Source organism: Kribbella sp. CWNU-51, assembly GCF_054073265.1.
Map to the genome: position 1 here is coordinate 1 of NZ_JBSXMZ010000014.1, position 26,515 is coordinate 26,515.

Annotated in this window: 23 protein-coding genes; 15 read left to right on the top strand and 8 right to left on the bottom strand. The window is 69.3% G+C overall.

What is annotated here, in order from left to right; genetic code table 11:
* The first annotated feature begins 109 nt into the window (after positions 1–109).
* The 3 genes from ACXC9Q_RS18160 to ACXC9Q_RS18170 all read left to right on the top strand — a co-directional run bounded on the left by ACXC9Q_RS18160 (position 110) and on the right by ACXC9Q_RS18170 (position 2,315).
* Positions 110–454, top strand: coding sequence for a tetratricopeptide repeat protein (locus tag ACXC9Q_RS18160; protein WP_457057750.1), 345 nt, complete (start codon positions 110–112; stop codon positions 452–454).
* A gap of 140 nt (positions 455–594) precedes the next feature.
* Positions 595–1,707, top strand: a complete 1,113-nt coding sequence (locus ACXC9Q_RS18165; RefSeq protein WP_457057751.1) for an LLM class flavin-dependent oxidoreductase — start codon at positions 595–597, stop codon at positions 1,705–1,707.
* Positions 1,704–2,315, top strand: coding sequence for an FMN reductase (locus ACXC9Q_RS18170; RefSeq protein ID WP_457057752.1), 612 nt, complete (start codon positions 1,704–1,706; stop codon positions 2,313–2,315). Before ACXC9Q_RS18165 ends, ACXC9Q_RS18170 begins: the two co-directional genes overlap by 4 nt.
* Here ACXC9Q_RS18170 and ACXC9Q_RS18175 read toward each other — a convergent pair.
* On the bottom strand, positions 2,312–3,073 hold the full coding sequence (locus ACXC9Q_RS18175) for a TetR/AcrR family transcriptional regulator (RefSeq protein ID WP_457057753.1): 762 nt from the start codon (positions 3,071–3,073) through the stop codon (positions 2,312–2,314). The genes ACXC9Q_RS18170 and ACXC9Q_RS18175 overlap by 4 nt on opposite strands.
* Positions 3,074–3,168: 95 nt before the next feature.
* On the opposite strand from ACXC9Q_RS18175, the gene ACXC9Q_RS18180 reads away from it, so the two are divergent.
* The 3 genes from ACXC9Q_RS18180 to ACXC9Q_RS18190 are packed head-to-tail and all read left to right on the top strand — an operon-like array spanning position 3,169 to position 5,854.
* Positions 3,169–4,122, top strand: a complete 954-nt coding sequence (locus tag ACXC9Q_RS18180) for an ATP-binding cassette domain-containing protein (RefSeq protein ID WP_457057754.1) — start codon at positions 3,169–3,171, stop codon at positions 4,120–4,122.
* Positions 4,119–4,913: an ABC transporter permease gene (locus ACXC9Q_RS18185; protein WP_457057755.1), complete on the top strand. Its 795-nt coding sequence runs from the start codon at positions 4,119–4,121 to the stop codon at positions 4,911–4,913. The genes ACXC9Q_RS18180 and ACXC9Q_RS18185 overlap by 4 nt, the downstream gene beginning before the upstream one ends.
* A gap of 17 nt (positions 4,914–4,930) precedes the next feature.
* The gene (locus tag ACXC9Q_RS18190; protein WP_457057756.1) at positions 4,931–5,854 is read left to right on the top strand and encodes an FkbM family methyltransferase; all 924 of its coding nucleotides are present in this window, start codon (positions 4,931–4,933) and stop codon (positions 5,852–5,854) included.
* On the opposite strand, the gene ACXC9Q_RS18195 is transcribed toward ACXC9Q_RS18190, so the two are convergent.
* Complete coding sequence (locus ACXC9Q_RS18195; protein WP_328525178.1) at positions 5,829–6,596, bottom strand: SDR family NAD(P)-dependent oxidoreductase; 768 nt, start codon at positions 6,594–6,596, stop codon at positions 5,829–5,831. The two genes, ACXC9Q_RS18190 and ACXC9Q_RS18195, sit on opposite strands and share 26 nt — an antisense overlap.
* A 93-nt stretch (positions 6,597–6,689) precedes the next feature.
* Between ACXC9Q_RS18195 and ACXC9Q_RS18200 the strand changes: the two genes are divergently transcribed.
* The 3 genes from ACXC9Q_RS18200 (at position 6,690) to ACXC9Q_RS18210 (ending at position 9,884) form a co-directional block, all read left to right on the top strand.
* The gene (locus ACXC9Q_RS18200) at positions 6,690–7,229 is read left to right on the top strand and encodes a GNAT family N-acetyltransferase (RefSeq protein WP_457057757.1); all 540 of its coding nucleotides are present in this window, start codon (positions 6,690–6,692) and stop codon (positions 7,227–7,229) included.
* A 164-nt stretch (positions 7,230–7,393) separates the two neighbouring features.
* The gene (locus ACXC9Q_RS18205) at positions 7,394–9,376 is read left to right on the top strand and encodes a hypothetical protein (protein ID WP_457057758.1); all 1,983 of its coding nucleotides are present in this window, start codon (positions 7,394–7,396) and stop codon (positions 9,374–9,376) included.
* A gap of 73 nt (positions 9,377–9,449) precedes the next feature.
* Positions 9,450–9,884 (top strand): GNAT family N-acetyltransferase, encoded by a 435-nt coding sequence (locus ACXC9Q_RS18210; protein WP_457057759.1) that lies wholly within the window; start codon positions 9,450–9,452, stop codon positions 9,882–9,884.
* On the opposite strand, the gene ACXC9Q_RS18215 is transcribed toward ACXC9Q_RS18210, so the two are convergent.
* From ACXC9Q_RS18215 to ACXC9Q_RS18240, 6 genes are read right to left on the bottom strand one after another with little or no spacing between them, the layout of a single operon-like run.
* On the bottom strand, positions 9,881–10,705 hold the full coding sequence (locus ACXC9Q_RS18215) for a bifunctional allantoicase/(S)-ureidoglycine aminohydrolase (protein WP_457057760.1): 825 nt from the start codon (positions 10,703–10,705) through the stop codon (positions 9,881–9,883). The genes ACXC9Q_RS18210 and ACXC9Q_RS18215 overlap by 4 nt on opposite strands.
* Entirely contained in the window at positions 10,702–12,045 is a 1,344-nt protein-coding gene (gene allB, locus ACXC9Q_RS18220; RefSeq protein WP_457057761.1) for an allantoinase AllB, read from the bottom strand. Before allB ends, ACXC9Q_RS18215 begins: the two co-directional genes overlap by 4 nt.
* 22 nt (positions 12,046–12,067) lie before the next feature.
* Positions 12,068–13,315 carry a glycerate kinase gene (locus tag ACXC9Q_RS18225; protein ID WP_457057762.1) on the bottom strand — a complete coding sequence of 416 codons (1,248 nt, stop codon included), beginning with the start codon at positions 13,313–13,315 and terminating at the stop codon, positions 12,068–12,070.
* The gene (gcl, locus tag ACXC9Q_RS18230) at positions 13,315–15,090 is read right to left on the bottom strand and encodes a glyoxylate carboligase (protein WP_457057763.1); all 1,776 of its coding nucleotides are present in this window, start codon (positions 15,088–15,090) and stop codon (positions 13,315–13,317) included. The genes ACXC9Q_RS18225 and gcl overlap by 1 nt, the downstream gene beginning before the upstream one ends.
* Positions 15,090–15,974, bottom strand: coding sequence for a 2-hydroxy-3-oxopropionate reductase (locus tag ACXC9Q_RS18235; protein ID WP_457057764.1), 885 nt, complete (start codon positions 15,972–15,974; stop codon positions 15,090–15,092). The genes gcl and ACXC9Q_RS18235 overlap by 1 nt, the downstream gene beginning before the upstream one ends.
* A 13-nt stretch (positions 15,975–15,987) precedes the next feature.
* Complete coding sequence (locus ACXC9Q_RS18240) at positions 15,988–16,800, bottom strand: hydroxypyruvate isomerase family protein (RefSeq protein ID WP_457057765.1); 813 nt, start codon at positions 16,798–16,800, stop codon at positions 15,988–15,990.
* Positions 16,801–16,981: 181 nt separating this feature from the next.
* Here ACXC9Q_RS18240 and ACXC9Q_RS18245 point away from each other — a divergent pair, with 181 nt between their 5' ends.
* The 6 genes from ACXC9Q_RS18245 (at position 16,982) to ACXC9Q_RS18270 (ending at position 26,491) form a co-directional block, all read left to right on the top strand.
* Positions 16,982–18,514, top strand: coding sequence for a PucR family transcriptional regulator (locus tag ACXC9Q_RS18245; protein ID WP_457057766.1), 1,533 nt, complete (start codon positions 16,982–16,984; stop codon positions 18,512–18,514).
* Between the two features lie 130 nt (positions 18,515–18,644).
* Complete coding sequence (uraD, locus tag ACXC9Q_RS18250) at positions 18,645–20,570, top strand: 2-oxo-4-hydroxy-4-carboxy-5-ureidoimidazoline decarboxylase (RefSeq protein ID WP_457057767.1); 1,926 nt, start codon at positions 18,645–18,647, stop codon at positions 20,568–20,570.
* A complete protein-coding gene (locus ACXC9Q_RS18255) occupies positions 20,567–22,024 on the top strand; it encodes a xanthine dehydrogenase small subunit (protein ID WP_457057768.1) in 1,458 nt (485 codons plus the stop codon). The genes uraD and ACXC9Q_RS18255 overlap by 4 nt, the downstream gene beginning before the upstream one ends.
* The gene (gene xdhB, locus ACXC9Q_RS18260; protein ID WP_457057769.1) at positions 22,021–24,360 is read left to right on the top strand and encodes a xanthine dehydrogenase molybdopterin binding subunit; all 2,340 of its coding nucleotides are present in this window, start codon (positions 22,021–22,023) and stop codon (positions 24,358–24,360) included. Before ACXC9Q_RS18255 ends, xdhB begins: the two co-directional genes overlap by 4 nt.
* Positions 24,348–25,214: a xanthine dehydrogenase accessory protein XdhC gene (gene xdhC / locus ACXC9Q_RS18265; RefSeq protein WP_457057770.1), complete on the top strand. Its 867-nt coding sequence runs from the start codon at positions 24,348–24,350 to the stop codon at positions 25,212–25,214. Before xdhB ends, xdhC begins: the two co-directional genes overlap by 13 nt.
* Positions 25,211–26,491, top strand: a complete 1,281-nt coding sequence (locus ACXC9Q_RS18270) for a guanine deaminase (RefSeq protein ID WP_457057771.1) — start codon at positions 25,211–25,213, stop codon at positions 26,489–26,491. Before xdhC ends, ACXC9Q_RS18270 begins: the two co-directional genes overlap by 4 nt.
* Positions 26,492–26,515 lie beyond the last annotated feature (24 nt).

A 26,515-nucleotide genomic window follows, 5' to 3' on the forward strand; every position in this document is an offset into this window, starting at 1 on the left:
GTCGACAGGACTCAAACAGTCCAGGAGGTATGAGTGCTCACCCGCCAGCGGCTACCAGCCACCGAGTCTGTCACCAACCGACCCGATAACACCCATTAGGAGGCCCGCCATGGAAGACATGCGCGCATTGAGCTACGGCCTTGGCCGGCAATACTTCGAGGACCGGGACTACCGCGGCGCGATCCGCGCCCTCCGCCCGGTCGTCGACGAAACCCCGGACGACGTCGGCACCCGGCTGCTGCTGGCCCGCGCCTACTACCACGCGGCCCTCCTCAAGCCCGCCGAAGAGCACCTTCTCGAGGTCATCGAACGCGAGCCCACCGAGTACTACGCCCACCTCATGCTCGCCCGCACCCTCGAACGCCAGTCCCGCCGCGACGAAGCCACCAAGCACCGCCGCATAGCTGCCGCCCTCACCGGCGACGACCAGCTCCTCGAGCCGCACACAATCTGACCGGCGCAGCCGACGGCCCGCGATCCCCTGTGGATCGCGGGCCGTCGGCGTTCACCGGGCAGGATGGAATGACTCGCCGGGAGTTGGCGTTCTGGTGGACAGAGTAGTTTAATAGTGAACTATCTAGGCGAGGAGGACCGATGCAGTTCGGTGTGTTCAGTGTTGGGGACGTGACCGAGGACCCGACGACTGGGACGACCGTGAGTGAGGGCGAGCGGATCAAGGCGATGGTGGCGATCGCGCTGAAGGCCGAGGAGGTCGGGCTGGACGTGTTCGCGCAGGGTGAGCACCACAACCCGCCGTTCGTGCCGTCGTCGCCGACCACGCAGCTCGGGTACATCGCGGCGAAGACGTCGAAGATCATCCTGTCCACCTCGACGACGCTGATCACGACCAACGACCCGGTGAAGATCGCCGAGGACTACGCGATGCTGCAGCACCTGGCCGACGGCCGGGTCGACCTGATGATGGGTCGCGGCAACACCGGTCCGGTGTACCCGTGGTTCGGTCAGGACATCCGCAACGGCATCGCGCTCGCGGTCGAGAACTACGCCCTGCTGCGCCGGCTCTGGCGCGAGGACGTCGTCGACTGGGAGGGCAAGTTCCGTACGCCGCTGCAGGGGTTCACGTCGACCCCGCGGCCGCTCGACGGCGTACCGCCGTTCGTCTGGCACGGTTCGATCCGGTCTCCCGAGATCGCCGAGCAGGCGGCGTACTACGGTGACGGGTTCTTCCACAACAACATCTTCTGGCCGGTCACGCATACCAAGCGGATGATCGAGCTCTATCGCAAGCGCTTCGAGCACTACGGGCATGGCGCCGCCGACCAGGCGATCGTCGGGCTCGGCGGTCAGGTCTTCATGCGGAAGAACTCGCAGGACGCCGTCAACGAGTTCCGGCCGTACTTCGACAACGCGCCGGTCTACGGACACGGCCCGTCGCTGGAGGACTTCAGCCGGGAGACGCCGTTGACGGTCGGCAGCCCGCAGCAGGTGATCGAGCGGACGCTGACCTTCCGCGAGGAGTTCGGCGACTACCAGCGTCAGTTGTTCCTGATGGACCACGCCGGGTTGCCGCTGAAGACTGTGCTGGAGCAGCTGGACATCCTTGGTGAAGAGGTCGTTCCGGTGCTGCGGAAGGAGTTCGCGGCCAAGAAGCCGGCGCACGTGCCGGACGCGCCGACGCATGCTTCCCTGAAGGCCGCGGCCGAGCGGGCGCACGACCTGGAGACGATCGAGGAGCCGACCCGATGACCGCACCTGCTGAACGGGTGATCGCGGTGGTGACCGCCGGGCTGACGACACCGTCGTCGTCCCGGCTGCTCGCCGACCAACTGGCGGCCGCAGTGCAGGACGAGCTGTCCGGGCGCGGAATCGCGTCCCGGGTCGAGCTGATCGAGGTGCGCGACCACGCCCACGACCTGACCAACAACCTGCTCACCGGCTTCCCGACGGCGTCGTTGCAAACCGTTCTGGACACGGTGACCGCGGCCGACGCGCTGATCGTGGTCAGCCCGACCTTCAGCGCGTCGTACAGCGGTCTGTTCAAGATGTTCTTCGACGTCCTGGACGACCAGGCCCTGGCCGGCAAGCCCGTCCTGCTCGCCGCGACCGGTGGCACCGAGCGCCACTCGCTGGTGCTCGAGTTCGCCCTCCGTCCACTGTTCGCCTATCTGAAGGCGCTGCCCGTCCCCACCGGCGTGTACGCCGCCTCCACCGACTGGGGCCCCAACGCCGCCAAACTCCGGACCCGCATCACCCAGGCGGCCACTGAACTGGTCGCTGCCCTCCACCATGAGGCCCCCACCCACGCCGACCCGTACGACAACCCCACCCCCTTCGAGGACCTGCTCAACAGCTAATCGATCAGCAGGGAGATGCCGTCGAGGATCCTGGTCAGCCCGAACGTCAGGGCGTGGGCCGGATCGATGACAGATTGGAAGTGTTCGCCGACCGCGGTGCCTACGCGGCCGGCAACGGGGAAGTGTTTGGCGCTGCCGGACATGACGTGGGTAAGCGTCGGGGATATCTGACGCCACCACTCGTCGTCGGTGAGGCCGGAGTCGCGTTGCGTGCGGAGTTGTTCGGCGCCGGCTCGAGCGGTGCCCTGGACGTGGGTGAGGACCAGGGTCAGCGCGGAGTCCATTTCGACGTCTGTGAGGCCGAGGCCGTCGAGGGGGCGTAGCTCGGCCTCGTACTTCGCGGTGATATTCGGGCCCAGCGCCGTACGCATCGTCGGGACCTCGTGGATCCACGGGTGCGCGGTCAGGACGTCCCAGTTGCGGTGGGCAATGAATTCCAGCGCACCACGCCAGCCGCCGGGTTGCCGTGACGGCTCGTCGACGTCGGCGTACAGGTCGCCGTACACGCGGTCGAACATCAGGTCGGTCAGCTCGCCTTTGCCGGGCACGTGCGTGTAGAGCGACATCGTGCCGACCTTCAGCCGCTCGGCGACCATCCGCATCGAGAGGGCCTCGAGCCCTCCGCCGTCGGCCAGCTCGACCGCCGCGTCGACGATCGCGCGGACGGTCAGACCGGAGCGGCCGGGCTTCGTGTGGCTCCCCCAGAGCAGCGCCAGACTGCGCGCCGGATCGGACGCCGCCACCTTCTTTCCAGCCAAGGAACTAACTCCAGCCGCTCGTCGTTGTCCCGATCGTACCTGAGCCGTACAGTGTACGGTACACTCTACGACTCAACTCGGGCGAGAGGTGGGACGTGACAACGGAACGTGTGATCGAGGCTGTCGGCGTACGGAAGCATTACAAGGGCGGCACCGAGGGGGCAGGGCTGAACGGGTTCGACCTGGAGGTCACCGCCGGCACGGTGACGGGTCTGCTCGGCCCGAACGGCGCCGGCAAGACGACGGCGGTGCGCATCCTGTCCACGCTGCTGGAGCCGGACTCGGGTACGGCGACCATCGCCGGGTACGACGTCCGCCGGCAAGGCGCCGAGGTCCGGCGCCGGATCGGACTCGTCGGCCAGTACGCCGCGATCGACGACGTACTGACCGGGCGGCAGAACCTGGTCATGTTCGGCCGGCTGAACCACCTGGGCCACTCGAAGGCACTCCGCCGGGCGGACGAGTTGCTCGAGCGATTCAGCCTGACGGAGGCGGCGGGGCAGGCGGTCAGCAAGTACTCCGGCGGGATGCGCCGGCGGCTCGACCTGGCGGCGAGTCTGATCGTGGCGCCGGCCGTGTTGTTCGTGGACGAGCCCACGACCGGTCTGGATCCGGCCGGGCGGCTCGAGGTGTGGTCCGCCGTACGGCAGTTGGTCGACGGCGGGACGACGGTGCTGCTGACCACGCAGTACCTGGAGGAGGCGGATCAGCTGGCGAACCGGATCTCGATGCTCAAGGCCGGCAAGGTCGTTGCCGAGGGCACCCCGGACGAGCTGAAGACGCAGCTCGGGTCCGACTGGCTGGATCTCGTCCTCGCGGATCCCGCCGACGTGCCGCGGGTGCTGCGGTTGGCGGAACCCTTGGCGGACGGAGAGATCCGGGTCAGCGACGTACGGATCAGCGTGCCGGTGAAGGATCGGACGCGGGCGCTCGTGGTGATGGCCAATTCGTTGCATGAGGCAAGGATCGAACCGGACGACATCACCTTGCGCAGACCGACATTGGACGAGGTCTTCCTGCATCTGACGGGGACGGAGGTGGCGGCGTGACGGCCTTGAGCTGGGCGCTGGCGGACAGTTGGACGATCGCGCGGCGGACGCTCGTGCACTGGCGGATGCAGCCGGGGATCGTGATCTTCAACTGGTTCTTCCCGGTGCTGATGCTGCTGATGTTCGGTGCGTTGCTGGGTGGGGCGATGGACTTCCCGGACGGGGAGTCGTACTACGAACTCCTCGTGCCGGGGATCTTCGCGCTGGCGATGCTCTTCGGGCTGGAGGGCACGATGACCGCGGTCACGACGGATGCCGCGAAGGGTGTCACGGACCGGTTCCGATCGCTGCCGATGAGCTCGGCGGCAGTCGTGATGGGGCGGTGCATCGCGGACATGCTCGACTCGGCGGTGACGCTGCTCGTGCTGGTCGCGACCGGGCTCGCGCTCGGCTGGCGGTCGCACGAGGGCGTGCCGTCCGCGCTGGCCGCGTTCGGGTTGCTGTTGCTGCTGCGGTTCGCGTTGCTCTGGGTGGGGATCTTCATCGGGCTGACCGTGAAGAACGCGCAGAGCGTGACGATGGTGCAGGTCCTGGTCTGGCCGGTCGGCTTCCTGTCCAGCGCCTTCGTCGCCACGTCGACGATGCCGTCCTGGCTGGGCACCATCGCTCAGTGGAACCCGCTGTCCGCGACCGCCACCGCCTCCCGCGCCCTCTTCGGCAACCCGGACCCCTCCGCCACCGCCACCTGGATCGGCACGCACGCGGAGATCGCCGCGGTGATCGCCCCGTTGCTGCTCATCGCAGTCTTCCTGCCACTCTCCGCACACCGGTTCCGCACACTTTCGCGATAACTGGGTACTGGTCGGTCATGGCCGTTCGGGACGGAGCGGTACGACGAGCCGCGTGGAGTCTCGCGCACGCCGTGGGGCGTGTGCTGGGACCACCCGCGGCACGTCGTACCGCCCGTCTGGTCGGCTTCTTCGAAGGACTCAGCGACGCCGGAGTGCACCGGATCGCGCTGCGGATCTCCCCGCGCGTCGCGGACCAGAACCCGGAGCTCGTGAAGATCCCGCCGACCTGGTCGACGACGGTCCTCGTCCGGAGGCAGGGCGTGGGGCTGGAACTGGACCTGCGGGACAACCTCCAGGCGATCCTGTACTACGCCGGCCGCTACGAACCCGCCGTACGACGGTTCCTGCGGGCCGAGCTCCAGAAGGGCGATGTCGTCCTCGACGTCGGCGCGAACATCGGCGTCCACGCACTGACGGTGGCGAAGCGGCTGGAGGAACTCGGCGGCGGACGGGTGATCGCGGTCGAGCCGGCCGCGGACTGTGTCGCCAAGCTCGGTACGGCGGCCGCACGCAACGGGCTCCCACTGGAAGTCGTGGCGGCGGCCCTGGGCGAGTGGAAGCAACACGCGAGCCTGCGCACGGACAGCCGGTACGACGCGGCTGACGCCGGCGTGCGCTCCCTCTACGGCGACGGAGCGATCGTCCAGGAGGTGCCCGTGATCCGGCTGGACGACTGGGCGCGGGAGCACGCGCTGACCCGCCTCGACGTGGTGAAGCTCGACATCGAGGGCGGGGAGATCGCGGCCCTCTCCGGAGCGACACGCACGCTCAAGCGGTTGCAGCCACGCGCTCTGCTGGTCGAGGACAAGCGAAGCGGGTCGAGCGCGCGGCTGCATACGATGCTGGACGAGATGGGCTACCTGCCGGCCGGCGAGGTGCTGGACCACAACGCGCTGTTCCGGCCGGAAAGCTTGCTCACGGCATCAATTGGCCGCCGTTGACCTCGATGATCTGGCCGGTGACGTAGGAGGCCATCCGGTCGGAGGCCAGGAAGAGGATGGTGCCGACGCACTCGTGCGGGGTCCCGGTGCGGCCCATCGGGATGGTGGCGATCATCGCGGTCATCTGCTCGTCGCCGGTGTGCCGATCGTGGAACGGGGTCTTGATGACGCCGGGTGAGATCGCGTTCACGCGGATGCCGTCGGGGGCGAGTTCCTTGGCCAGGCCGCGGGTGAACGTACTGACGGCGCCCTTGCTGGTCGCGTAGACGACCGAGCCGCCGCCTCCGCCGTGGCGGCCGGCGATCGAGGTCACGTTCACGATCGCGCCGCCGCCCTGCGCGCGGAACACCGGCACGATCCGGCGGCTGAGCGCGAACACCGAGGTCAGGTTCACGTCCAGGATCCGGTGGAACTCCTCGTCCGGTACGTCGGCCACCGGCGACCGCTTGACCAGGTCACCGGCATTGTTGACGAGCACGTCGATCCGGCCGTGCTGCGCGAGTACGTCGTCGATGAACGCGTCGGCCGACTTCGGGTCGGCCAGGTCCGCCTGGTGCAACGACGCCGTACCGCCGGCCGTCTGCACCGCGCCCACGGTGTGCTTCACGCCCTCCTCGTTGCGGTGGTAGTGCAGCGCGAGCGTCGCCCCGGTCTCCGCGAATCCCACCGCCGCCGCAGCCCCGATCCCGCTGCTGGCGCCCGTCACCACCACGACCTGATCCCTGAAATCCAGATATCCCATACGCCCTATCCTCTCCCGATCGCCCACGGTCGCGCGCCGGGGAACGCGCCGTGAGCGCGGTTGCTCTTGCGGGGTGGGCGGTAGATTCGATGGATGGGATACGCGCTCGGGGAGCTGGGGCTGCGGCGGTGGCGGACGGCTGACGCGCTGCGGCTGGCCGCGGCTCACCAGGATCCCGAGATGAGAACCCAGGGCGGGATCGTGGACCGGGCGTCCGCAGTGGACTGGATCGGCCGCGTCGCGGACCTGGACAACGGGCATGTGTACGCCGTCGCCGATGCCGACGACCACCCGATCGGGTGCGTGGCCGTGACGAACATCGACCGCCACCAGGTGGGCTGGACCTGGTATTGGACCCTCGCCGACGTCCGCGGTCACGGCGTCGCCCGGGATGCGCTCCGCGCCCTCGCCGACTGGGCCCACCACGACGCCGGCCTCTACCGGCTCGAGCTCGGCCACCGCCTCAACAATCCCGCGTCCTGCGCGGTCGCGGCCGGCGCGGGCTTCCTCTCCGAGGGCCTCGAACGCCAACGCCTCGCGTACGACGGCTCCCGGTACGACGTCGAGCGCCACGCGCGCCTGATCACCGACCCGCTGACCCCGCCCGAACGCTCGGTCTCCATCAGCGTCTGACGTCCGCCTGGATCTGCACCCAACCAGCAGTCGGGGTCGGTCAGGCGGCGTTGCTTATCCAGTTCTCCTCTCCAGATCCGTGTGATGTTTCCCCTTGTGGATAAGGGCTTTCGGGGTCTCGCCGGATTTGCCGCGGCTCGATGGCGATGCGTAGAATCGCACACATGTTCGAAGGAGATCTGGCGACACTCTCGACGGCCGACCTGCTGGCCTCGGCCGCCGAACACGACGCCGAGGCCCGACGGGTCGACGCCCGGCGCCTCGAGCACGCCCAGATCTACGCCGACCGCTACCACCCCTCCGCCCACCCGGGCCGGCCCGGCCGCCGTGCCTGCGACGGCCGCGAACGCGCGGTCGTGCTCGGGGGCGACGGCTGCCCGGAGATCCTGGAGTTCGCGATCGCCGAGTTCGCGGTCATGCTCGGCATCTCACCGCGGGTCGCGGCGAACTACCTCGGTCAAGCGCTGGCGTTGCGGCACCGGTTCCCCTTCACCTGGGCCAGAGTCCAGGCCGGCGAGGCCACCCCGTGGAAGGCCTGCCGAATCGTCACCGACTGCGCGAAACTGACCCAGGACGCCGCCGCCTACGTCGACCAGCGCATCGCGCCATTGGTGGACTCGATCACCCCGTACCGGCTGAACAAGATCATCACCGCCGCCAAACTCCACGCCGACCCCGACCTGGCCCGGGCCGAGGCCGCCGAGCACGCCCGCGAACGCGGCGTGTTCATCGGCCGCTCGGACCCACACGGCACCAAAACCATGTACATCAAGGCCGCCGCCGGCGCAGTCATCCGCAACAAGGCCACCCTCGACGCGATCGCCGAGGCGTTGAAGACCTTCGGCGACACCCGCCCCGTCCAACACCGCCGCGCCGACGCCGTCGGGATCATCGCCGACCCCCGCTACGCCCAAGAACTCCTCACCCAAGCCCGCCACCACCACCTCACCGACACCCCAGCCACCACCGGCACCGCGGACACGACCGCTCCGGGCACAGCGACCTCGGACACCGCGACCTCGGACACCGCGACCTCGGACACCGCGGCCTCGGACACCACGGCCTCGGACACCGCGACCTCGGACGCCACGGTCCCGGACGCCACGGTCCCGGGCACCAAGGCCTCGGACACGGCCGGGCCTGTGAGCACGAGCGCTCCGGGTGCGCGTCACCGGGGCGCCGGGTGGCCCGAGGCCGGTGACGACGATCGTCCTCACGCGACCACCGACCTGGCCCGGGCTCGTGCCGACCACCAGGTCGACTCCGGCCACGGCATCGCTCCCGCCAGGGCGACCGAGATGCCCGGCGCGGGCTCGGCATCCCGGTGGCGCGATGAGGACCGGACCGACATCCACGACGAACCCGGCCTGGACGACGAGGCCGACCGCGACACACCCCACCCGAGTAGCAGCGACCTGCCCGACCCCCTCGACAGCCCCGACACCGTGCCGATCGAACCCTTCGACCCCTCCGACCCCGGCCTACACCTCGACCCCGACGACGGCCAGCCCCTGGACGCCGCCGCCCAACGCGCCCTGCACGCCCGCCTGGCCAAGATCAAACAGGACGCCTACACCACCCACCCCACCCACGGCACTCGAACCGGCGCGGGGCGCGCCGGTAGTCCCGACCGTGCCGGCCGACGGGTGCGTCCGGGCCACACCGAGATCTATGTCCACCTCACCGACCACACCCTGGCCACCGGGACCGGCGTCCTCCGGGTCGAGGCCATCGGCCCGCTGCTCGCCGACCAGCTGGCCGAACTCATCGGCCACGGGCCGTACACCGTGAAACCGGTCATCGACGTCAACGACGCCGTCAGCGTCGACGCCTACGAAATCCCCGACCGGATCCGCGAACGCATCAAACTCACCCACCCCGTCGAACTCTTCCCGTTCGGCACCCAAGAAACCCACCGCGGCATGGACCTGGACCACATCCAGCCCTACGACCCCCTCGGCCCACCCGGCCAAACCAACACCACCAACCTCGCACCGCTGGGCCGCTTCGGCCACCGGGTCAAGACCCACGCCCACGGCTGGACCGTCCACCGCATCGACCACACAACCCTCGAATGGACCACACCCCACGGATTCGTCTTCCATGTCACGCCTACCGGCACTTTCAGGGCGACACCAGGAGCATGATCGTAATAGCCGGCGCCGCGTTCAGCCCAGCCAGAGAGGTCAACAGAACTGTCGAAGGCCGCGGATACGGCTCGTGGACACCCATCCCGCGCTCGATGTCGTACTGACCGACGATCCGACCGATGCTGAGGTCGCCGTGGTCGCGGATTCGCTGGACGAATTCAACCTCAGCGCGAGCGGCGTTCAGGACCGGCGGGCACTGGCTGTGTTCGGGAAGGACCCCTCGACCGGGCAGACCCTCGGCGGGTTGACCGGCCGCACCTCGCTGGGGCTCTGGTTCGTCGATCTGCTCTATCTGCCGGATGCGCTGCGCGGGTCGGGCCTCGGGAGCAGGATCCTTCAGCAGGTAGAAGCCGAAGCTCAGCACCGGAGCTGTGTCAGCGGCGTCGTCTACACAATCAACTTCCAGGCACCCGACTTCTACAAACGCCGCGGCTGGACCGAGTTCGGGCGAATCCCGAGCGAGGCCGGCATCAGCCGGATCTTCCTCAGCAAGAGCCTGGGCTAGAGGAATCGCTGCGGCAGTTTGGGGTGGCGGTTGACGTCCTTGTAGAGGAGGTAGCGGAAGCGGCCCGGGCCACCGGCGTAGCAGGCCTGGGGGCAGAAGGCGCGGAGCCACATGAAGTCGCCCTCCTGGACCTCGACCCAGTCCTTGTTGAGGAGGTAGACCGCCTTGCCTTCGAGGACGTAGAGGCCGTGTTCCATCACGTGCGTCTCCGGGAACGGGATCACCCCGCCCGGCTCGAAGCTGACGATGTTGACGTGCATGTCGTGCCGGACGTCGTCCGGATCGGCGAACCGTTGCGTCTTCCATCGACCCTCGGTGCCCGGCATCTCGCGACCCTCGACGTCGGCCTCGTTGGTGACGAAGGCCTGCGGTACGTCGATGCCCTCGATCCGCTCGTACGCCTTCCGGACCAGGTGGAAGGTCGCGGTCGCATCACTCGTGTTCCGCAGAGTCCAGTCGCCGCCCGGCGGCAGGTACGCGTACCCACCCGGCGCCAGCGCGTGCTTCTCGCCGGCGACCGTGAGTACCAAGTTGCCTTCGACAACGAACAGGACAGCCTCCGCGGCCGGGTCGGTCTCCGGCTTGTCGCTGCCGCCGCCCGGCGCGACCTCGACGATGTACTGCGAGAACGTCTCGGCGAACCCGGACAGCGGCCGGGCGATCACCCACAGCCGAGTGCCGTCCCAGAACGGGAGCCGGCTGGTGACGATGTCGCGCATCGTGCCGCGCGGAAGGACGGCGTACGCCTCGGTGAAGACCGCGCGGTCGGTGGTGAGGTCGGTCTGCGCGGGCAGTCCACCCTTCGGGGCGTAGTAGTTCATCGTTGTGCTCCTCGGGTCAGCAGGCGGCCACGCGGGGCCGCCTCGATGTCGACGGGGTGGCCGCGGAGCCAGGTGCTCCGGACGACACCGTCGAGCGTGCGTCCGTCGTACGGCGTGATGGCGTTCTTGTGCTGCAGGGACTTCGCTTCGACGACGAAGGTGTCGTCGGGCGCGAGGACGCAGAAGTCGGCGTCGTAGCCGACCTCGATCCGGCCCTTGGTCTTCAGGCCTACCTGCGCGGCCGGGGCGGCTGACATCCAGCGGGCAACGTCGGTCAGGGTGAAGCCGCGGCGGCGGGCCTCGGTCCAGACGGCCGGCAGGCCGAGTTGCAGGGAGGCGATGCCGCCCCAGGCGGTGCCGAAGTCGCCGGTGTCGAGGTGTTTGAGGTCGACCGTCGACGGCGAGTGGTCGGAGACGATCATGTCGATCGTGCCGTCGCGCAAGGCGTCCCAGAGGTGCTCGCGGTTGGCGGCTTCGCGGATCGGGGGGCAGCACTTGTACTGTGTGGCGCCGTCGGGGATGTCCTCGGCGGTGAAGGTCAGGTAGTGCGGGCAGGTCTCCGCGGTGATGCGTACGCCGGTGTCGCGGGCTGTGGCGATCCTCGGCGGGATGTCGGCGCTCGAGACGTGCAGGATGTGGACGCGGCAGCCTGACCGGCGCGCGAGCTCGATGACCTCGACGACGGCGGCGTTCTCGGCCACACGCGGGCGGGAGCGCAGGAACGCGGGATAGCTGGCGCCGTCCGGGCGCGGGGCCTGGTCGATCCGGTGAGCGTCCTCGGCGTGCACGATCAGCAACCCGTCGAACTCGCTGATCTCGGCCATCGCGGCCTCGAGCTGACTCTGGTCCAGCGGCGGGAACTCGTCGACGCCCGAGTGCAGCAGGAAACACTTGAAGCCGAAGACGCCGGCCTCGTGGAGTGGGCGGAGCTCGGGGACGTTGTCCGGGATCGCGCCGCCCCAGAAGCCGATGTCGACGTACGCCTGAGGCTGCGCGGTCTTTCGCTTCAGCTCGAGCGCCGGGACGTCGCAGGTCGGCGGGATGCTGTTGAGCGGCATGTCGATGAGCGTGGTGACGCCGCCCGATGCGGCTGCTCGCGTCGCGCTGGTGAAGCCTTCCCACTCGGTCCGACCTGGGTCGTTGACGTGGACGTGGGAGTCCACGAGGCCAGGGAGCAGCACCTCGTCGTCGGCGAGCTCTACTTGCCGCTCGGTCGCGAGGTCGGCGTCGTACGGCGCGATCGCGACGATCCGCCCGTCACGGACCCCCACGGCACAGGCCGTCTCCCCGGTGGCACGCACCACCCGGCGGGCCCGGATCAGAAGGTCCAGCGCGCTCATGCGATGCCCCTCTCACTTGCAGTCATCGTAGGTGCTCCCTCGCGATCCACTCCCCAACCCGCTCCAGCAACGGCGCGGGCTCAGCAATACACCGCCGTACGTCGGGCTCCAGGTCGGTGAGCGCGTACGCCGCAACTACGCCCGCCCCTCGCAGCTGCTCATCGTCCAACCGGTTGACCCCACACACCGCAACCACCGGGATCCCCGGTGCCCCGGCCGAGCCCGGGGCTCGGGCGGCGGCTGCGGCTATGCCGGCTACGGCTTTGCCGTGCAGGGTTTGCTCGTCGAGGGCGCCTTCCCCGGTGATTACCAGATCCGCACCAACGAGTTGCTCGTGGAAACCCACCAGATCAAGAACCAGCTCGATCCCCGGGCGGAGGTCGGCGTCCAGGAGTGCAAGTGCGGCGAAGCCCACTCCACCTGCCGCTCCAGCGCCCGGCGCGTCGCGCAGGTCACGGCCGGTCTCGCGGGCGACGAGGTCGGCCCAGCGGGTGAGCGCGGCGTCGAGATCGGCTACCTGCTCCGGGGTGGCGCCTTTCTGTGGGCCGTACACGGCCGCGGCACCCTTCGGTCCGGTTAGCGGGTTGTCGACGTCGCACGCGACGACGATCTCCACTCCGCGAAGCCGTTGGCGGAGTGCGGGCAGGTCGAGGGACTCGGTCCCGGTGAGGGCGTGGACCAGGCCGGCGCCGCCGTCGGTAGAGGCGCTGCCGCCGATGCCGAGGATCACCTTCCGGCAACCAGCGTCGATGGCCGCCGCGATCAGCTGGCCGGTGCCGTAGGAGGTAGCGGTCATCGGAGCCGGCCGGCCGCCGGGAAGCCGGACCAGGCCGGAGACATCGGCCAGCTCGACGACGGCGACATCGCCACGACCGCTGGAGCCACCGCGCGCCGCGTCTCCACCGAAGCCGCGTTCGAGGGGATATCTCCTCGAACCCTGGGTTCTCCCGTGGTGTGCCACGGGAGAACCCGACACTCGAAGGGATATCCGCTCGGGTGGAGCGCCGCGGTCGGGGGATGCGGGGCGGCGGGCGTAGGCGGTGCGGACTGGTTCGCCGGTCGGGCCGGACGCGGTGACCGGCACCAACTGGAAGCCGGCGGCGACGGCGGCGGCCAAGGTGCCGTCGCCGCCGTCGGCTACTGGGATCGCGACCACGGTGGCGTCAGGGCGGACTCGCCGTACGCCCGCATCGACCGCGGCGGCGACCTCCGCGCTGGTCAGGGTGCCCTTGAACTTGTCGGAGGCAACGACCACCCGGGGCGCCGGCATCAGTCGAGCAGCGCCAGTGCGGTGGGCGCGTCCTCGGGCACCTCGGCCAGGTCCTCGAACTCGGTGATGTTGTCGATTTCGAGGCCCATGGAGACGTTGGTGATGCGTTCGAGGATGATCTCGACGACGATCGGGACCTGGTGTTCGACCATCAGCTTCTTCGCCTGCTCGAGGGCGGGGAGGATGCCCTCGGGCTCGAAGACGCGGAGGGCCTTGCAGCCCAGGCCTTCGGCGACCTTGACGTGGTCGACGCCATAGCCGTTGAGTTCCGGGCTGTTGATGTTCTCGAAGGAGAGTTGCACGCAGAAGTCCATGTCGAACCCGCGCTGCGCTTGCCGGATCAACCCCAGGTACGAGTTGTTCACGACCACGTGGATGTACGGGATGTTGAACTGCGCCCCGACCGCCAACTCCTCGATCAGGAACTGGAAGTCGTAGTCACCCGACAACGCCACCACCGTGCTGTCCGGATCCGCGACCGCGACCCCCAGCGTGGCCGGCACTGTCCACCCGAGCGGACCCGCCTGGCCGGCGTTGATCCAGTGCCGCGGCCGGTAGACGTGCAGCATCTGCGCCGCCTGAATCTGCGACAACCCGATCGTGCTGACATACCGGACCTCAGGCCCGAACGCCCGGTTCATCTCCTCGTAGACCCGCTGCGGCTTGATCGGCACGACGTCGAAGTGCGTCTTCCGCTGCAACTCCGTACGACGCTTCCGGCACTCGGCCGCCCACGCGGACCGGTCGGCCAGGCGGCCTTCCAAAGCCCACTCCCGCGCCACCTCGATGAACACTTCCAGCGCGGCGCGAGCATCGGACACGACACCGTAGTCCGGCGCGAACACCCGCCCGATCTGCGTCGGCTCGATGTCGACGTGGATGAACTTCCGCTGGCCCTGGTACACCTCGAGGCCGCCGGTGTGCCGGTTCGCCCAGCGGTTGCCGATGCCGAGCACAAGATCGGAGGTCAGCAGGGTCGCGTTGCCATAGCGGTGCGAGGTCTGCAGCCCTACCATCCCGGCCATCAGCGGGTGGTCGTCCGGCAGCACGCCCCAACCCATCAACGTCGGTACGACGGGAATCCCGGTGAGCTCGGCGAATTCGACCAGCAGGTCGGCCGCGTCGGCGTTGACGATCCCGCCACCGGCGACGATCAGCGGCTGCTCGGCGGCGGCGAGGAAGGACAGCACCTTCTCGGCCTGCGCCCGGGTCGCGGCCGGGCGCGACACCGGCAGCGGCTCGTAGGTGTCGATGTCGAACTCGATCTGCGCCTGCTGCACATCCACTGGCAGGTCGATCAGCACCGGCCCCGGCCGGCTCTCACGCATCACCTGGAACGCCTTCTGGAACGTCCCCGGCACCTGCGCCCCTTCCATCACCGTGACCGCCCACTTGGTGACGGGCTTGGCGATCGACGCGATGTCGACGGCCTGGAAGTCCTCCTTGTGCAGCTTGGCGACCGGCGCCTGGCCGGTGATGCACAGGATCGGGATCGAGTCTGCCGACGCCGAGTAGAGGCCGGTGATCATGTCGGTCCCGGCGGGTCCCGACGTACCGACGCAGATGCCGATGTTTCCGGCCTTGGCCCGGGTGTAGCCCTCGGCCATGTGCGAGGCGCCCTCGACGTGACGGGCCAGCACGTGCTTGATCCCGCCGTGCCTCTTCATCGCGCTGTAGAAGGGGTTGATCGCGGCGCCGGGCAGCCCGAATGCCTGGGTGGACCCTTCCTTCTCCAGGATCAGGACCGCGGCATCGACCGCGCGCATCCGGGTCATCAGCCGATCTCCTGTCCGGACAGGCGCTCCACGCCACGCAGCAGCGCGGAGTGGTCGAGACCGCCGTCACCGTTCACGCGAGCGGACGCGACCAGTTGCGCCACCAGCGCACCGAGCGGTACGACGACACCCGCCTCACGCGCGGCGGCCGTGACGATGCCCATGTCCTTGTGGTGCAGGTCGATCCGGAAGCCCGGCTGGAAGGAGCGCGACAGCATGTTCTCCTTCTTCTGGTTCAGTACGGCGGAACCGGCCAGCCCACCGCCGAGGACTTCCAGGGCCGCCTTCGTGTCGACGCCGTACGCCTCCAGGAAGATGACGGCCTCGGCCACGGCCTGGATGTTGGCGGCCACGATCAGCTGGTTCGCGGCCTTGACCGTCTGGCCCGAGCCGCTCGGACCGACGTGGACGACGGTCTTGCCGACGACGTCGAACAGCGACTTGGCGGCGGCGAAGTCGTCGGCCTCGCCGCCGACCATGATCGACAGCGCGGCGTTCTTGGCGCCCGCCTCGCCGCCGGAGACCGGGGCGTCGAGCAACCGGAAGCCGAGCGCGCGCGCCTGCTCGGCGAGCTGCTGCGTGACGTCGGGCCGGATGCTGGAGAAGTCGATGATCAGCGTGCCGGTCTCGGCCTGCTGGAAGACACCGTCCTCTCCTTCGAGCACGTCCTGGACGTCGGGCGAGTCCGGCACCATCACGCAGATCACGTCCGCGCCCTTGACCGCGTCGGCGATCGAACCGGCAGCCCGGCCGCCCGCGTCGACGAGGGTCTGGGCCCGCTCCGGGCTGCGGTCGAGCCCGGCCACGGTGTGGCCGGCGTTGGCGAGGTGAACGGCCATCGGGTTCCCCATGATGCCGAGGCCGATGAAGGCGATATTCGTCATGTCAGTCTCCTAGTCAGCGGCGCTCGTACGGGAGCCACGCGAAGCTTTCGTCGGTGCTGGTGGACGGCTTGTACTCGAGCCCGACCCAGCCGTCGTACCCCTGCGCCGCGAGGGCGCTGAGCTGCTGGTCGAGCGGGAGGGTGCCGGTGCCGGGCTCGTTGCGGCCCGGTGCGTCGGCGATCTGCACGTGCGCGACCCGGTCGGTGTGCTCCGCGATCACCCGGTCGACGTCGTCGCCGTTGACCGCGAGGTGGTAGAGGTCCGCGAGCAGGCCGAGGTTCGGTACGTCGTACGCCGCCTGGACGCGATCGATCACGGCCAGGGCGTCGGCCGCGGTCCGCAACGGATACCGGTCCGCACCGCTGACCGGCTCGATCAGCACCGTGGCGCCGATCCGGGCCGCCGCGCGGGCGGCCAGGGCGAGGTTCTCGACCGCGAGCTCGTCCTGCTCGGCGTCGGTGTGAGCGTCGTCCCGGTTGCCGTAGAGGGCGTTGAACCCCTGGGCGCCGAGCCGCTCGCCGATCCCGACAGTGACCTCGACGTTGTCCCGGAACTCGCTCGACCGCTTCGGCCACGACACCAGGCCGCGGTCGCCGCCCGGCATGTCGCCGGCGAAGAAGTTGAGGCCGGTCAGCTGGACGCCGGCATCCGCGATCGCGCTGACGAACGCCTCGACCTGCCGGTCCGGCGGCACCGCCTCGACGAACGGCCACCAGAACTCGACGGCGCTGAAACCGGCGCGCCGGGCGGCCGCGGGCCGCTCCAGCAGGGGCAGCTCGGTGAACAGCAGCGAGCAGTTCACCGTGTGGCGCAGTGGGTGGCTCATGGCAACTCCATGTTTTCCGTATTGCGGAAGTCAAATTCTGTTCTGCGAAATGACCATAAGGCGGCCGTGTCGGCACCGTCAAGCACCCGGCCAAGCCGACGGGCAGCCGGCCGCGAGCGCTGTCTCGCGTACGGGCGCGCGTTGTACGTTCCTCTAAGACCAGATCGAGAGGAGGTATGTCGTGCTGCTGTCAGAACTGCTGGACGCGCCGGAGCTCGGGCTCCGCCTCCTGCACTCCGCCGGCGGTTCGCTCGACCGGCCGACCGGTCGCCTGGTGACCACGGACCTGCTCGAACCCGGCCGCTACCTGAACGGCGGCGAGGTCGTCCTCACCGGCCTGGTCTGGCGCCGGCGCCCGGCGGACAGCGAACTGTTCGTCGCCTCGATGGCCGGCCGGGGTGCCGCCACGATCCTGGCCGGCAAGGCGTTGCTGGGCGAGGTCCCGGACGACCTGCTCGCGGCCTGCCGCCGGCACGAGGTCACCCTGATCGAGGTGCCGATCGAGATCGCGTTCGCGGACGTGACCGAGTACGTCGCCGCCGCGGGGTCGGCCGAGACCGGAGCCCGCCTCTCCGCGAGTCTGGTCCGGCAGCGCCAACTGCTGTCGTCGATCGCGGCCGGCCGCAGCCTCGACGAACTCGCGGCCCGGATCTCCGCCGAGATCGGCCACGACTGCCGCGTGCTCACGTCAACCGGGCGGCACGTCGTACCCGGGCCGGGCGAGCTGGACGCCGAGACGCTCGACGTGGTCACGCGGCGGTTCCTGACCGCCGATCGCACACCGGCGGTGGCCGAGGCCGACGGTGCGTCGTACAGCCTGTTCCCGGTGGGATCAGGGCTCGGCAATCGGCTCACGGCTTGGGTGCTGGTCATCGAGGGCGACCACACGCAGTGGTCCGACGATCATGTCGAGGCCGTGCATGAGTTGTGCGCCATCGCTGCGCTGGATCGGGCGAGGCGCGACGAAGGGCGACGGGCACTGCGGCCGCTGGTGGCGGACGCGCTGGCGTTGGTCGAGTCCGGGGCGCCGCATGCGGAGGTCGCCGTACGGCTGCGGCAGGCCGGATCCCACGCGGAGCGGCCGATGGTCGTCGCGGTGGCCGAGCTGCGGGACGACGGACCGAGCGAGGTGGCGCTCAGCCTGTTCGAGGACGTCGCTCTCACCGTGGGTCCGGCGGTGGTCGCGCCTGGCCGCGACGGCTTGCTGGTCGGGTTCCTGCCGTTCGTACCGGGGCTGCCAGAGCAGATGCGGCGGGCGTTCGGGCGGCTCGCCCCCGGGCTCGTCCGGGCCCGGCTCGCGGTCGGCATCAGTGGCGAGACCACCATCGACGCGCTCGCCGGTGCGCTCGAGGAAGCGCGGTTCGCACAGCGCGCGGCTGGGGCCGGACGCGCGCCGGTGTCGGTGGTCACCTCCGACGAGGTCGCGTCGCACGTGCTCCTGCTCGCCACGCTGCCCGACGACGTACGGCGTACCTACACGCACCGGGTCCTCGGTCCGGTGCTCGAGCACGACCGCCGTACCCATGCCGACCTGCTCGCCACACTGCAGGAATTCCTCGCCTGCTCGTGCTCCTGGTCGCGTACGGCGGAGTCGCTGCATCTGCACGTCAACACGGTTCGCTACCGGATCGAACGCGTGGAGCAACTGACCGGACGCGATCTGTCGCGGCTCGAGGACCGGGTCGACGTGTTCCTGGCCCTGAAATCGCTCTGATGGTGTGATCCTCCAAAGCGGGGTGTTCATCAGCGGTTCAACTTCGGAGGTTCATCGGGTGCAATCCCGGCCGCGGTGAGCAGATGCTGACGTGCAGGTCAAACCTGCCGACGCCAAGGAGCGTGCCCCGATGAAGGCCACCCTGCGACCGAGCCGCCGTGCCAGCCGCCATCCCGTCGACGAGGTCCTGCCGGTCCGCAAGCTCGCGGTGTACGGCACGCAGCACGTCCTCGCGTTCTATGCCGGCGCCGTGATCGTGCCGATCCTGCTGGCGAACTCGATCGGGCTCACCACCCAGCAACTCATCCACCTGATCAACGCCGACCTGTTCACCTGCGGCATCGCCTCGATCATCCAGTCCGTCGGGTTCTGGAAGGTCGGCGTCCGGTTGCCGCTGCTGCAGGGCGTGACGTTCACGGCGGTGTCGCCGATGATCGCGATCGGCCTGGCCGCGGGCGGTGGCACGAACGGCCTGCTGGTGATCTACGGCGCCGTACTGGTCGCCGGTCTGGCCACCTTCTTCATCGCACCGTTCTTCAGCAAGCTGATCCGGTTCTTCCCACCGGTGGTGACCGGCTCGGTGATCACGATCATCGGCCTGGCACTGCTGCCGGTGGCGGCCGGGGACGCGGTCGGCGGCGCGGGCCTGACGGCCGACCCGACCAGCGGGAAGAACCTGGCCTACGCGCTCGGGACGCTCGGGCTGATCGTGCTGATCCAGCGGGTCTTCAAGGGCTTCATGGCGACGATCGCCGTCCTGGTCGGCCTGGTCGCCGGCACGATGGTCGCCTGGGCCTTCGGCGACGCCCACTTCGGCGCGGTCGCCGACTCGGCCTGGGTCGGTGTCACCCAGCCGTTCTACTTCGGCTGGCCGAAGTTCTCGATCGCGGCGATCATCTCGATGGTCGTGGTCATGCTGATCACCGCGGTCGAGACGACGGGTGACGTCTTCGCGACCGGCGAGATCGTGGAGAAGCGGATCGGCAAGGACGACATCGCCCGTGCGCTGCGGGCCGACGGCCTGGCCACCACGATCGGCGGTGTCTTCAACTCCTTCCCCTACACGTGTTTCGCGGAGAACGTCGGACTCGTCCGGCTGACCCGGGTCCGCAGCCGCTGGGTGGTCGCCGCGGCCGGCGGAATCATGATCCTGATCGGCCTGGTGCCGAAGGCCGGCGCGGTCGTCGCGGGCATCCCGCACCCGGTGCTGGGCGGCGCGGCGCTGGCGATGTTCGCCACCGTGGCCGTGGTCGGCATCCAAACCCTGGCCAAGGTCGACTTCCACGATCACCGCAATGTTGTCATCGTCGCGACCAGCCTCGGCCTGGCGATGTACGTCACCGCGCAGCCGCAGGTCGCCCAGGCCGTCCCGGGCTGGGCCGAGATCATCTTCGGCAGCGGCATCACGCTTGGCAGCCTGACCGCGATCGGCCTGAACATCCTGTTCCACCACGTCGGCAAGGACTACGGACCCGCGGTCGCCGGCCAACCGGGCGACTCGATCCGGCTGGACCAGGTGAACAAGATGAGCCGCGACGAGTTCGTCGAGACCTTCGCCGGCCTGTTCCAGGGGCCGCGCTGGGCGGTCGAGCGGGCCTGGGACATGCGGCCCTTCGCCGACACCCACGCGCTGCGCCGGTCCTTCCAGGAGGCGCTGTTCTCCGGCTCGCACGAGGAGCAGCGGCAGCTGATCGAGGCATACCCGCAGCTCGGCTCGCAGTTCGTCGCCGACGGGCTCAGCGGCGAGGCGTCGCTGCGGGACCAGGAGGCCTTGGGCCTGACCTTCCTGGCCGATCCGGACCGGGACGAGCTGGCCACGATCACCGAGGCGTACCGCGAGCGGTTCGGCTTCCCGCTGGTCATCTCGGTCCGGGACGCGGACTCGTTCGGCCGGATCGTCGAGCAGGGCCGGGAGCGGCTCGGCAACTGCGAGAACCAGGAACATGCTGCCGCGCTGCTCGAGATCGCGAAGATCGCCGGATACCGGTTCGACGACTTCCTCTCCGACGCCAACCCGATTCATAGTGCAAGAACACGCTGGAGCAGTAACCGATGACAACACAAGCCCAGACGAGACAGACACTCCGTGCACCTGCAGTGAAGGTGAACGGCGAGGACACCGCGATCGGCGATGTCGCCGTCCACACCACCGTGCTGGACTGGCTCCGCGACCAGGGCCTCACCGGAGCCAAGGAAGGCTGTGCCGAAGGCGAATGCGGCGCCTGCTCCGTCCTGGTGGCCCGACCCGGCATCGACACCCAGACCGAGTGGACCGCGGTGAACGCGTGCCTGCTGCCGATCGCCTCCCTCGACGGTCAGGAGATCGTCACGTCGGAGGGGCTGGGATCGCCGGCGGCGCTGCATCCGGTGCAGGAGGAGATGGCGGTCCGCGGTGGATCGCAGTGCGGCTACTGCACCCCGGGCTTCGTCTGCAGCATGGCGGCCGAGTACTACCGCCCCGGGCGTACGACGTCCGCCGACGGCGATCCCGAACACGGTCCGAACGGCTTCGACCTGCACTCGCTCAGCGGGAACCTGTGCCGATGCACCGGCTACCGGCCGATCCGGGACGCGGCGTACGCACTTGGTGACCCGACCGAGAACGACGCGCTCGCCGTACGCCGGGACTCGCCGCCACCCCCGCCTGCGGCGACCGGGATGGTGACCGGTGAGGCGGAGTTCATCCGGCCCGCATCGCTCGACGACGTGCTGGGCTTGCTGGTCGATCGGCCCGGGGCGCAGGTCGTGGCGGGGTCGACCGATCTCGGTGTGCAGGTGAACATCTTCGGCTCCCGCCCGCCACTGACCGTCGCGATCGACCGGCTGGCCGAGCTGCGCGAGTTCGCGTTCGGGCCGGACGAGGTCCGGCTGGGCGCCGCGCTCACACTGACGGAGATCGAGCGGCGGCTGGCCGGACGGGTGCCGCTGCTGGCCCAGATGTTCCCGCAGTTCGCGTCCCGGCTGATCCGGAACGGCGCGACCATCGGCGGCAACCTGGGCACCGGTTCGCCGATCGGCGACACCCCGCCCGCGCTGCTCGCCCTGGATGCGTCGATCGTCCTGGCATCGCGCCGAGGCGAGCGAGTGGTCGCGTTGGCGGACTACTTCACCGGCTACCGGCAGACGCTGAAGGCGCCCGACGAGCTGATCAAGACGATCGTGTTTCCGCTGCCGCTCGAGTCACTGACCGCGTTCCACAAGATCGCCAAGCGGCGCTTCGACGACATCTCGAGCGTCGCCATCGGGTACGCCGTCGACGTGGTGGATGGCGTCGTACGGCAGGCCCGGATCGGGATCGGCGGCGCCGCGGCCACACCGCTGCGGGCGCGAGCCACGGAGGCGGCACTCATCGGTCAACCGTGGACCGAGCGGACGGTCCGGGAGGCGGCCACGGTGATGGCTGCCGAGGGTACGCCGATGGACGACCACCGCGCGAGTGCGTCGTACCGCTCGGCGATGCTCGGCCAGTCGCTGCTCCGGTTCTACTTCGCTGAGGGGGCCGGCGCATGAGTTGGTTGTCCGAACGGCCTGCGCAGGCGGTGGTCGGCGTACCACTGCCGCATGAGAGTGCCGCGTTGCATGTCACCGGTACGGCGCTCTACACCGACGATCTCGTGCAACGGACCCGCGATGTCCTGCACGCCTGGCCGGTCCAGTCGTCGCACACACATGCCCGGATCACGGCGCTCCGGGTGAAGCCGGCGTACGACGTGCCTGGCGTGGTGCGGGTCTTGACGGCGGACGACGTACCCGGGGTGAACGACGCGGGGGTGAAGCACGACGAGCCGTTGTTCCCGGGTGAGGTGATGTTCAACGGGCATGCGGTGTGCTGGGTACTCGCGGAGACATTGGAGGCCGCGCGACTCGGGGCGCTGGCGGTGGAGGTCGAGTACGAGCCGCTGCCCTCGCTGGTGACGGTGCGCGAGGCGATCGCGGCCAAGAGCTTCCAGGGCATCGGGCGGCACCTGGAGCGCGGCGAGGTGGATGCTGCGCTGGCCGGAGCAGCGCATGTGTTCCGGGGTGAGTTCGAGTTCGCCGGGCAGGAGCACTTCTATCTGGAGACGCATGCGGCGCTGGCGCTGGTCGACGAGGGCGGTCAGATCTTCGTGCAGAGCAGCACGCAGCATCCGTCCGAGACGCAGGAGATCGTCGCGCATGTGCTCGGTCTGGCCAGCCATGCGGTGACCGTGCAGTGCCTGCGGATGGGCGGAGGCTTTGGCGGCAAGGAGATGCAGCCGCATGGCTTCGCCGCGATCGCGGCGCTCGGCGCGACGTTGACCGGCCGGCCGGTGCGGTTGCGGCTCAATCGCACGCAGGACATGACGATGTCGGGCAAGCGGCACGGGTTCCACAGCTCATGGACCGTTGGGTTCGACTCGGAGGGTCGGCTGGTCGCGCTGGATGCGACGCTGACCGCCGACGGCGGGTGGAGTCTGGATCTGTCCGAGCCGGTGCTCGCGCGGGCGATGTGTCACATCGACAACGCTTACGAGATCCCTCATATCCGCGTGGACGGGCAGATCGCCAAGACGAACAAGACGTCGCAAACCGCGTTCCGCGGCTTCGGGGGACCGCAGGGCATGCTCGTGATCGAGGACATCCTCGGTCGGTGCGCGCCGCTGCTCGGGTACGAGGCTCTGGAGCTGCGCCGGCGAAACTTCTACCAGGTCGGCGACTCGACGCCGTACGGGCAGCCCGTGCGGCATGCGGACCGACTGGACTCATGCTGGAGCCAGGTGATCTCTGGTGGGGACGTCGTGGCGCGCTCCGCCGAGATCGCGGCCTTCAACGCTGTGCATCCGCATGTGAAGCGCGGGCTGGCGATGACACCGGTGAAATTCGGCATCTCCTTCAACCTGACAGCGTTCAACCAGGCCGGGGCGCTCGTGCACGTCTACAAGGACGGCTCGGTGCTGATCAACCACGGCGGCACCGAGATGGGCCAGGGCCTGCACACCAAGATGCTGCAGGTCGCGGCGACCACGCTCGGCGTGCCGTTGGCCCGGGTCCGGCTGGCTCCGACGCGTACCGACAAGGTGCCGAACACGTCGGCGACCGCGGCCTCGTCCGGCGCGGACCTCAACGGCGCGGCGATCAAGAACGCGTGCGAGCAGATCCGTGAACGGCTCGCGCAAGTCGCGGCCGGGCGGCTCGGGATCGGCTCACACGATGTCCGCTTCGTCGACGGCGTCGTCCGCGGACTCTCCGGAGACGGCGTGGAGTGGAACGAGATCGTCCGCGCTGCCTACATGCAGCGAGTGCAGCTGTGGGCGGCCGGCTTCTATCGCACCCAGGGACTGCACTGGGACGCGAACGCGATGCACGGCGAGCCGTTCAAATACTTCGCGTACGGCGTTGCCGCGGCCGAGGTGGAAGTGGACGGGTTCACCGGGGCCTACACGCTGCGGCGGGTCGACATCGTGCACGACGTGGGCGACAGCCTGAGCCCGTTGATCGACATCGGTCAGATCGAGGGCGGGTTCGTTCAGGGAACGGGTTGGTTGACGCTCGAGGATCTGCGCTGGGACGAGAGCGACGGGGATCGCCGCGGACGGCTCGCGACGCAGGCGGCCAGCACCTACAAGCTGCCGAGCTTCTCGGAGATGCCGGAGGTCTTCAACGTCCGGCTGCTGGAGAAGGCGCACGAGGACGGCGCGGTCTACGGCTCGAAGGCGGTCGGTGAGCCGCCACTGATGCTGGCCTTCGCGGTCCGCGAGGCCCTGCGCCAGGCCGCCGCCGCGTTCGGTCCTGCCGGCACCAGCGTCGACCTCCCGTCGCCTGCGACGCCGGAGGCGGTCTACTGGGCGCTGGATCGCGCACGGGGTGGTGACTCATGGAGTGGATGAAGGCTGTCCAGCAGCTGCGTGCCGGGCGCCGGCCGGGCGTCCTGGTCACGGTGATGTCTGTCCGTGGGCACGCGCCGCGGGAGGCCGGGGCCAAGATGGTCGTTGCCTCTGACAACGTTTGGTCGACGGTCGGGGGCGGGAACCTGGAGTCGGTGGCCGTCGAGCGCTGCCGGGCGATGATCACGGACGGTGTGGTCGAGCCTGAGGTGCTCGAGGTCGCGCTGTCGGACAAAGCGCCGTACCAGCATGGTGTTCAGTGTTGCGGCGGTGAGGTGAAGCTGCTGCTCGAGCCGTTGCCGGTGGTGCCGTCGGTGGCCATCTTCGGGATCGGCCATGTCGGACTCGAGCTCGCGCGGATCCTGGCCCGGCACGACATCGAGTTGCATCTGGTCGACTCGCGGCCGGATCAGCTGACCGCGTCCCGGCTCGCGGTTCTCGATGACGCGGTGGCACAGGTGCACGTCCATCAGGTGCCTTTGCTGCCGGAGCTCGTGGTCGGCGAATTGCCGCCGGGCACCCACGCGCTGGTGATGACTCACGACCACGCCGAGGACGCCGCGTTGTGCGACGCCGCGATCCGCAACGAGCAGCTCGCCACCATCGGCCTGATCGGTTCGCGGGCGAAGTGGGCGCGGTTCCGCCGCAAGCTCGCCGAGGACGGCAACTCCGCGGAGGCGATCGATCGGATCACGACTCCGATCGGGCTCCCCGATCTGCCCGGCAAGGAACCGGCCGTCATCGCCGTCAGCGTCGCGGCCTGGCTCCTGCAGCAATTCTCCGCCGAGCGGCATCCCGCGTCGGCCCGATCTGCCGAGCGTCGCCCCACGCCGGCTCAGCGTGAGGCGAAGGCATGACCATCTTCCGAGGCACGTTCCTCGACACCCCGGACAACCCGTTCGCCGGCGGCAGCCTGCGGGTCGACTCCGACGCCGGCCTGCTGGTCGAGGACGGCGTCATCGTTGCCCGAGGCCCCTTCCTGGAGCTCCGGCAGGCGCACCCGGCCGAGCGGGTCGTCGACCTGAGCGGTGGCGTCGTACTGCCTGGTTTCGTGGACACGCACGTGCACTTCCCGCAGATCCGAGCGGTCGGCGGGCTCGGGTTGCCGCTGCTCGAATGGCTGGATCGGTACGCCTTGCCGGAGGAGGCGCGGATGGCGGACGTCGCCTACGCGACCGGGGTGGCCGGTGAGTTCGTCCGCGGGCTCGCGGCGGCGGGGACGACCTCGGCGCTGGTCTTCGGGGCGCACTACTCCGACGCGGTGGATGCACTCTTCAACGCCGCGTCGAATATCGGACTGCGGATCACCAGTGGACTGGTCCTGAGTGACCGGCTGCTGCGGCCGGAGCTGCTGACCACGCCAGTCCGCGCGTACGCCGAATCGCTTGCCTTGGCCAACCGTTGGCACGGCGTCGGCCGGAACCGGTACGCCGTCACACCTCGCTTCTCGCTGTCCTGCACGGACGACCTCCTCGCGACCTGCCGCGAACTGATGGATGCGGTCCCGGGCGCGCTGTTCACGTCGCACGTCAACGAGAACGAGGCCGAGATCGCGACCGTGGCCGATCTCTTCGGCGGCAGTGACTACGTCACGACGTACGACCGGCACGGACTGGTCGACCGCCGCTGCGTACTCGCCCACAATGTGCACCCGACCGACGTCGAGCTCAAGACGCTCGCCCTCGGTGGCGCGACCGTCGCCCACTGCCCGACCAGCAACGCCGCGCTCGGCAGCGGGTTGTTCCCGCTCGGCCGGCATCTGCAGCACGGCGTACGCGTAGCCCTCGGGTCGGACGTCGGCGCCGGCACCGGCTTCTCCCTCCTCAAGGAAGGCCTCCAGGCCTACTTCTGCCAGCAGTTGCTGGGCGATCACGGGCTCGCCCTGAGCTCCGCCCACCTGCTATATCTGGCCAGCACCGCAGGCGCTGAGGCCCTCGGCCTCGACGAGGTCGGCCACCTGAGTGTCGGCCAACGCTTCGACGCCCAACTCCTCCGCCCCGCCGACGGCTCTCCCCTCGCAGTAGGCGTCGCCCACGCCAACGACGCCGACGAAACCCTCTCCCGCATCTTCACCCTCGGCACCCCCGCCGACATCCAAGCCGTCTGGATCGACGGCGAACTCCTCCACGGGTAACGCCCAGCGGGGACCTCGGTCATG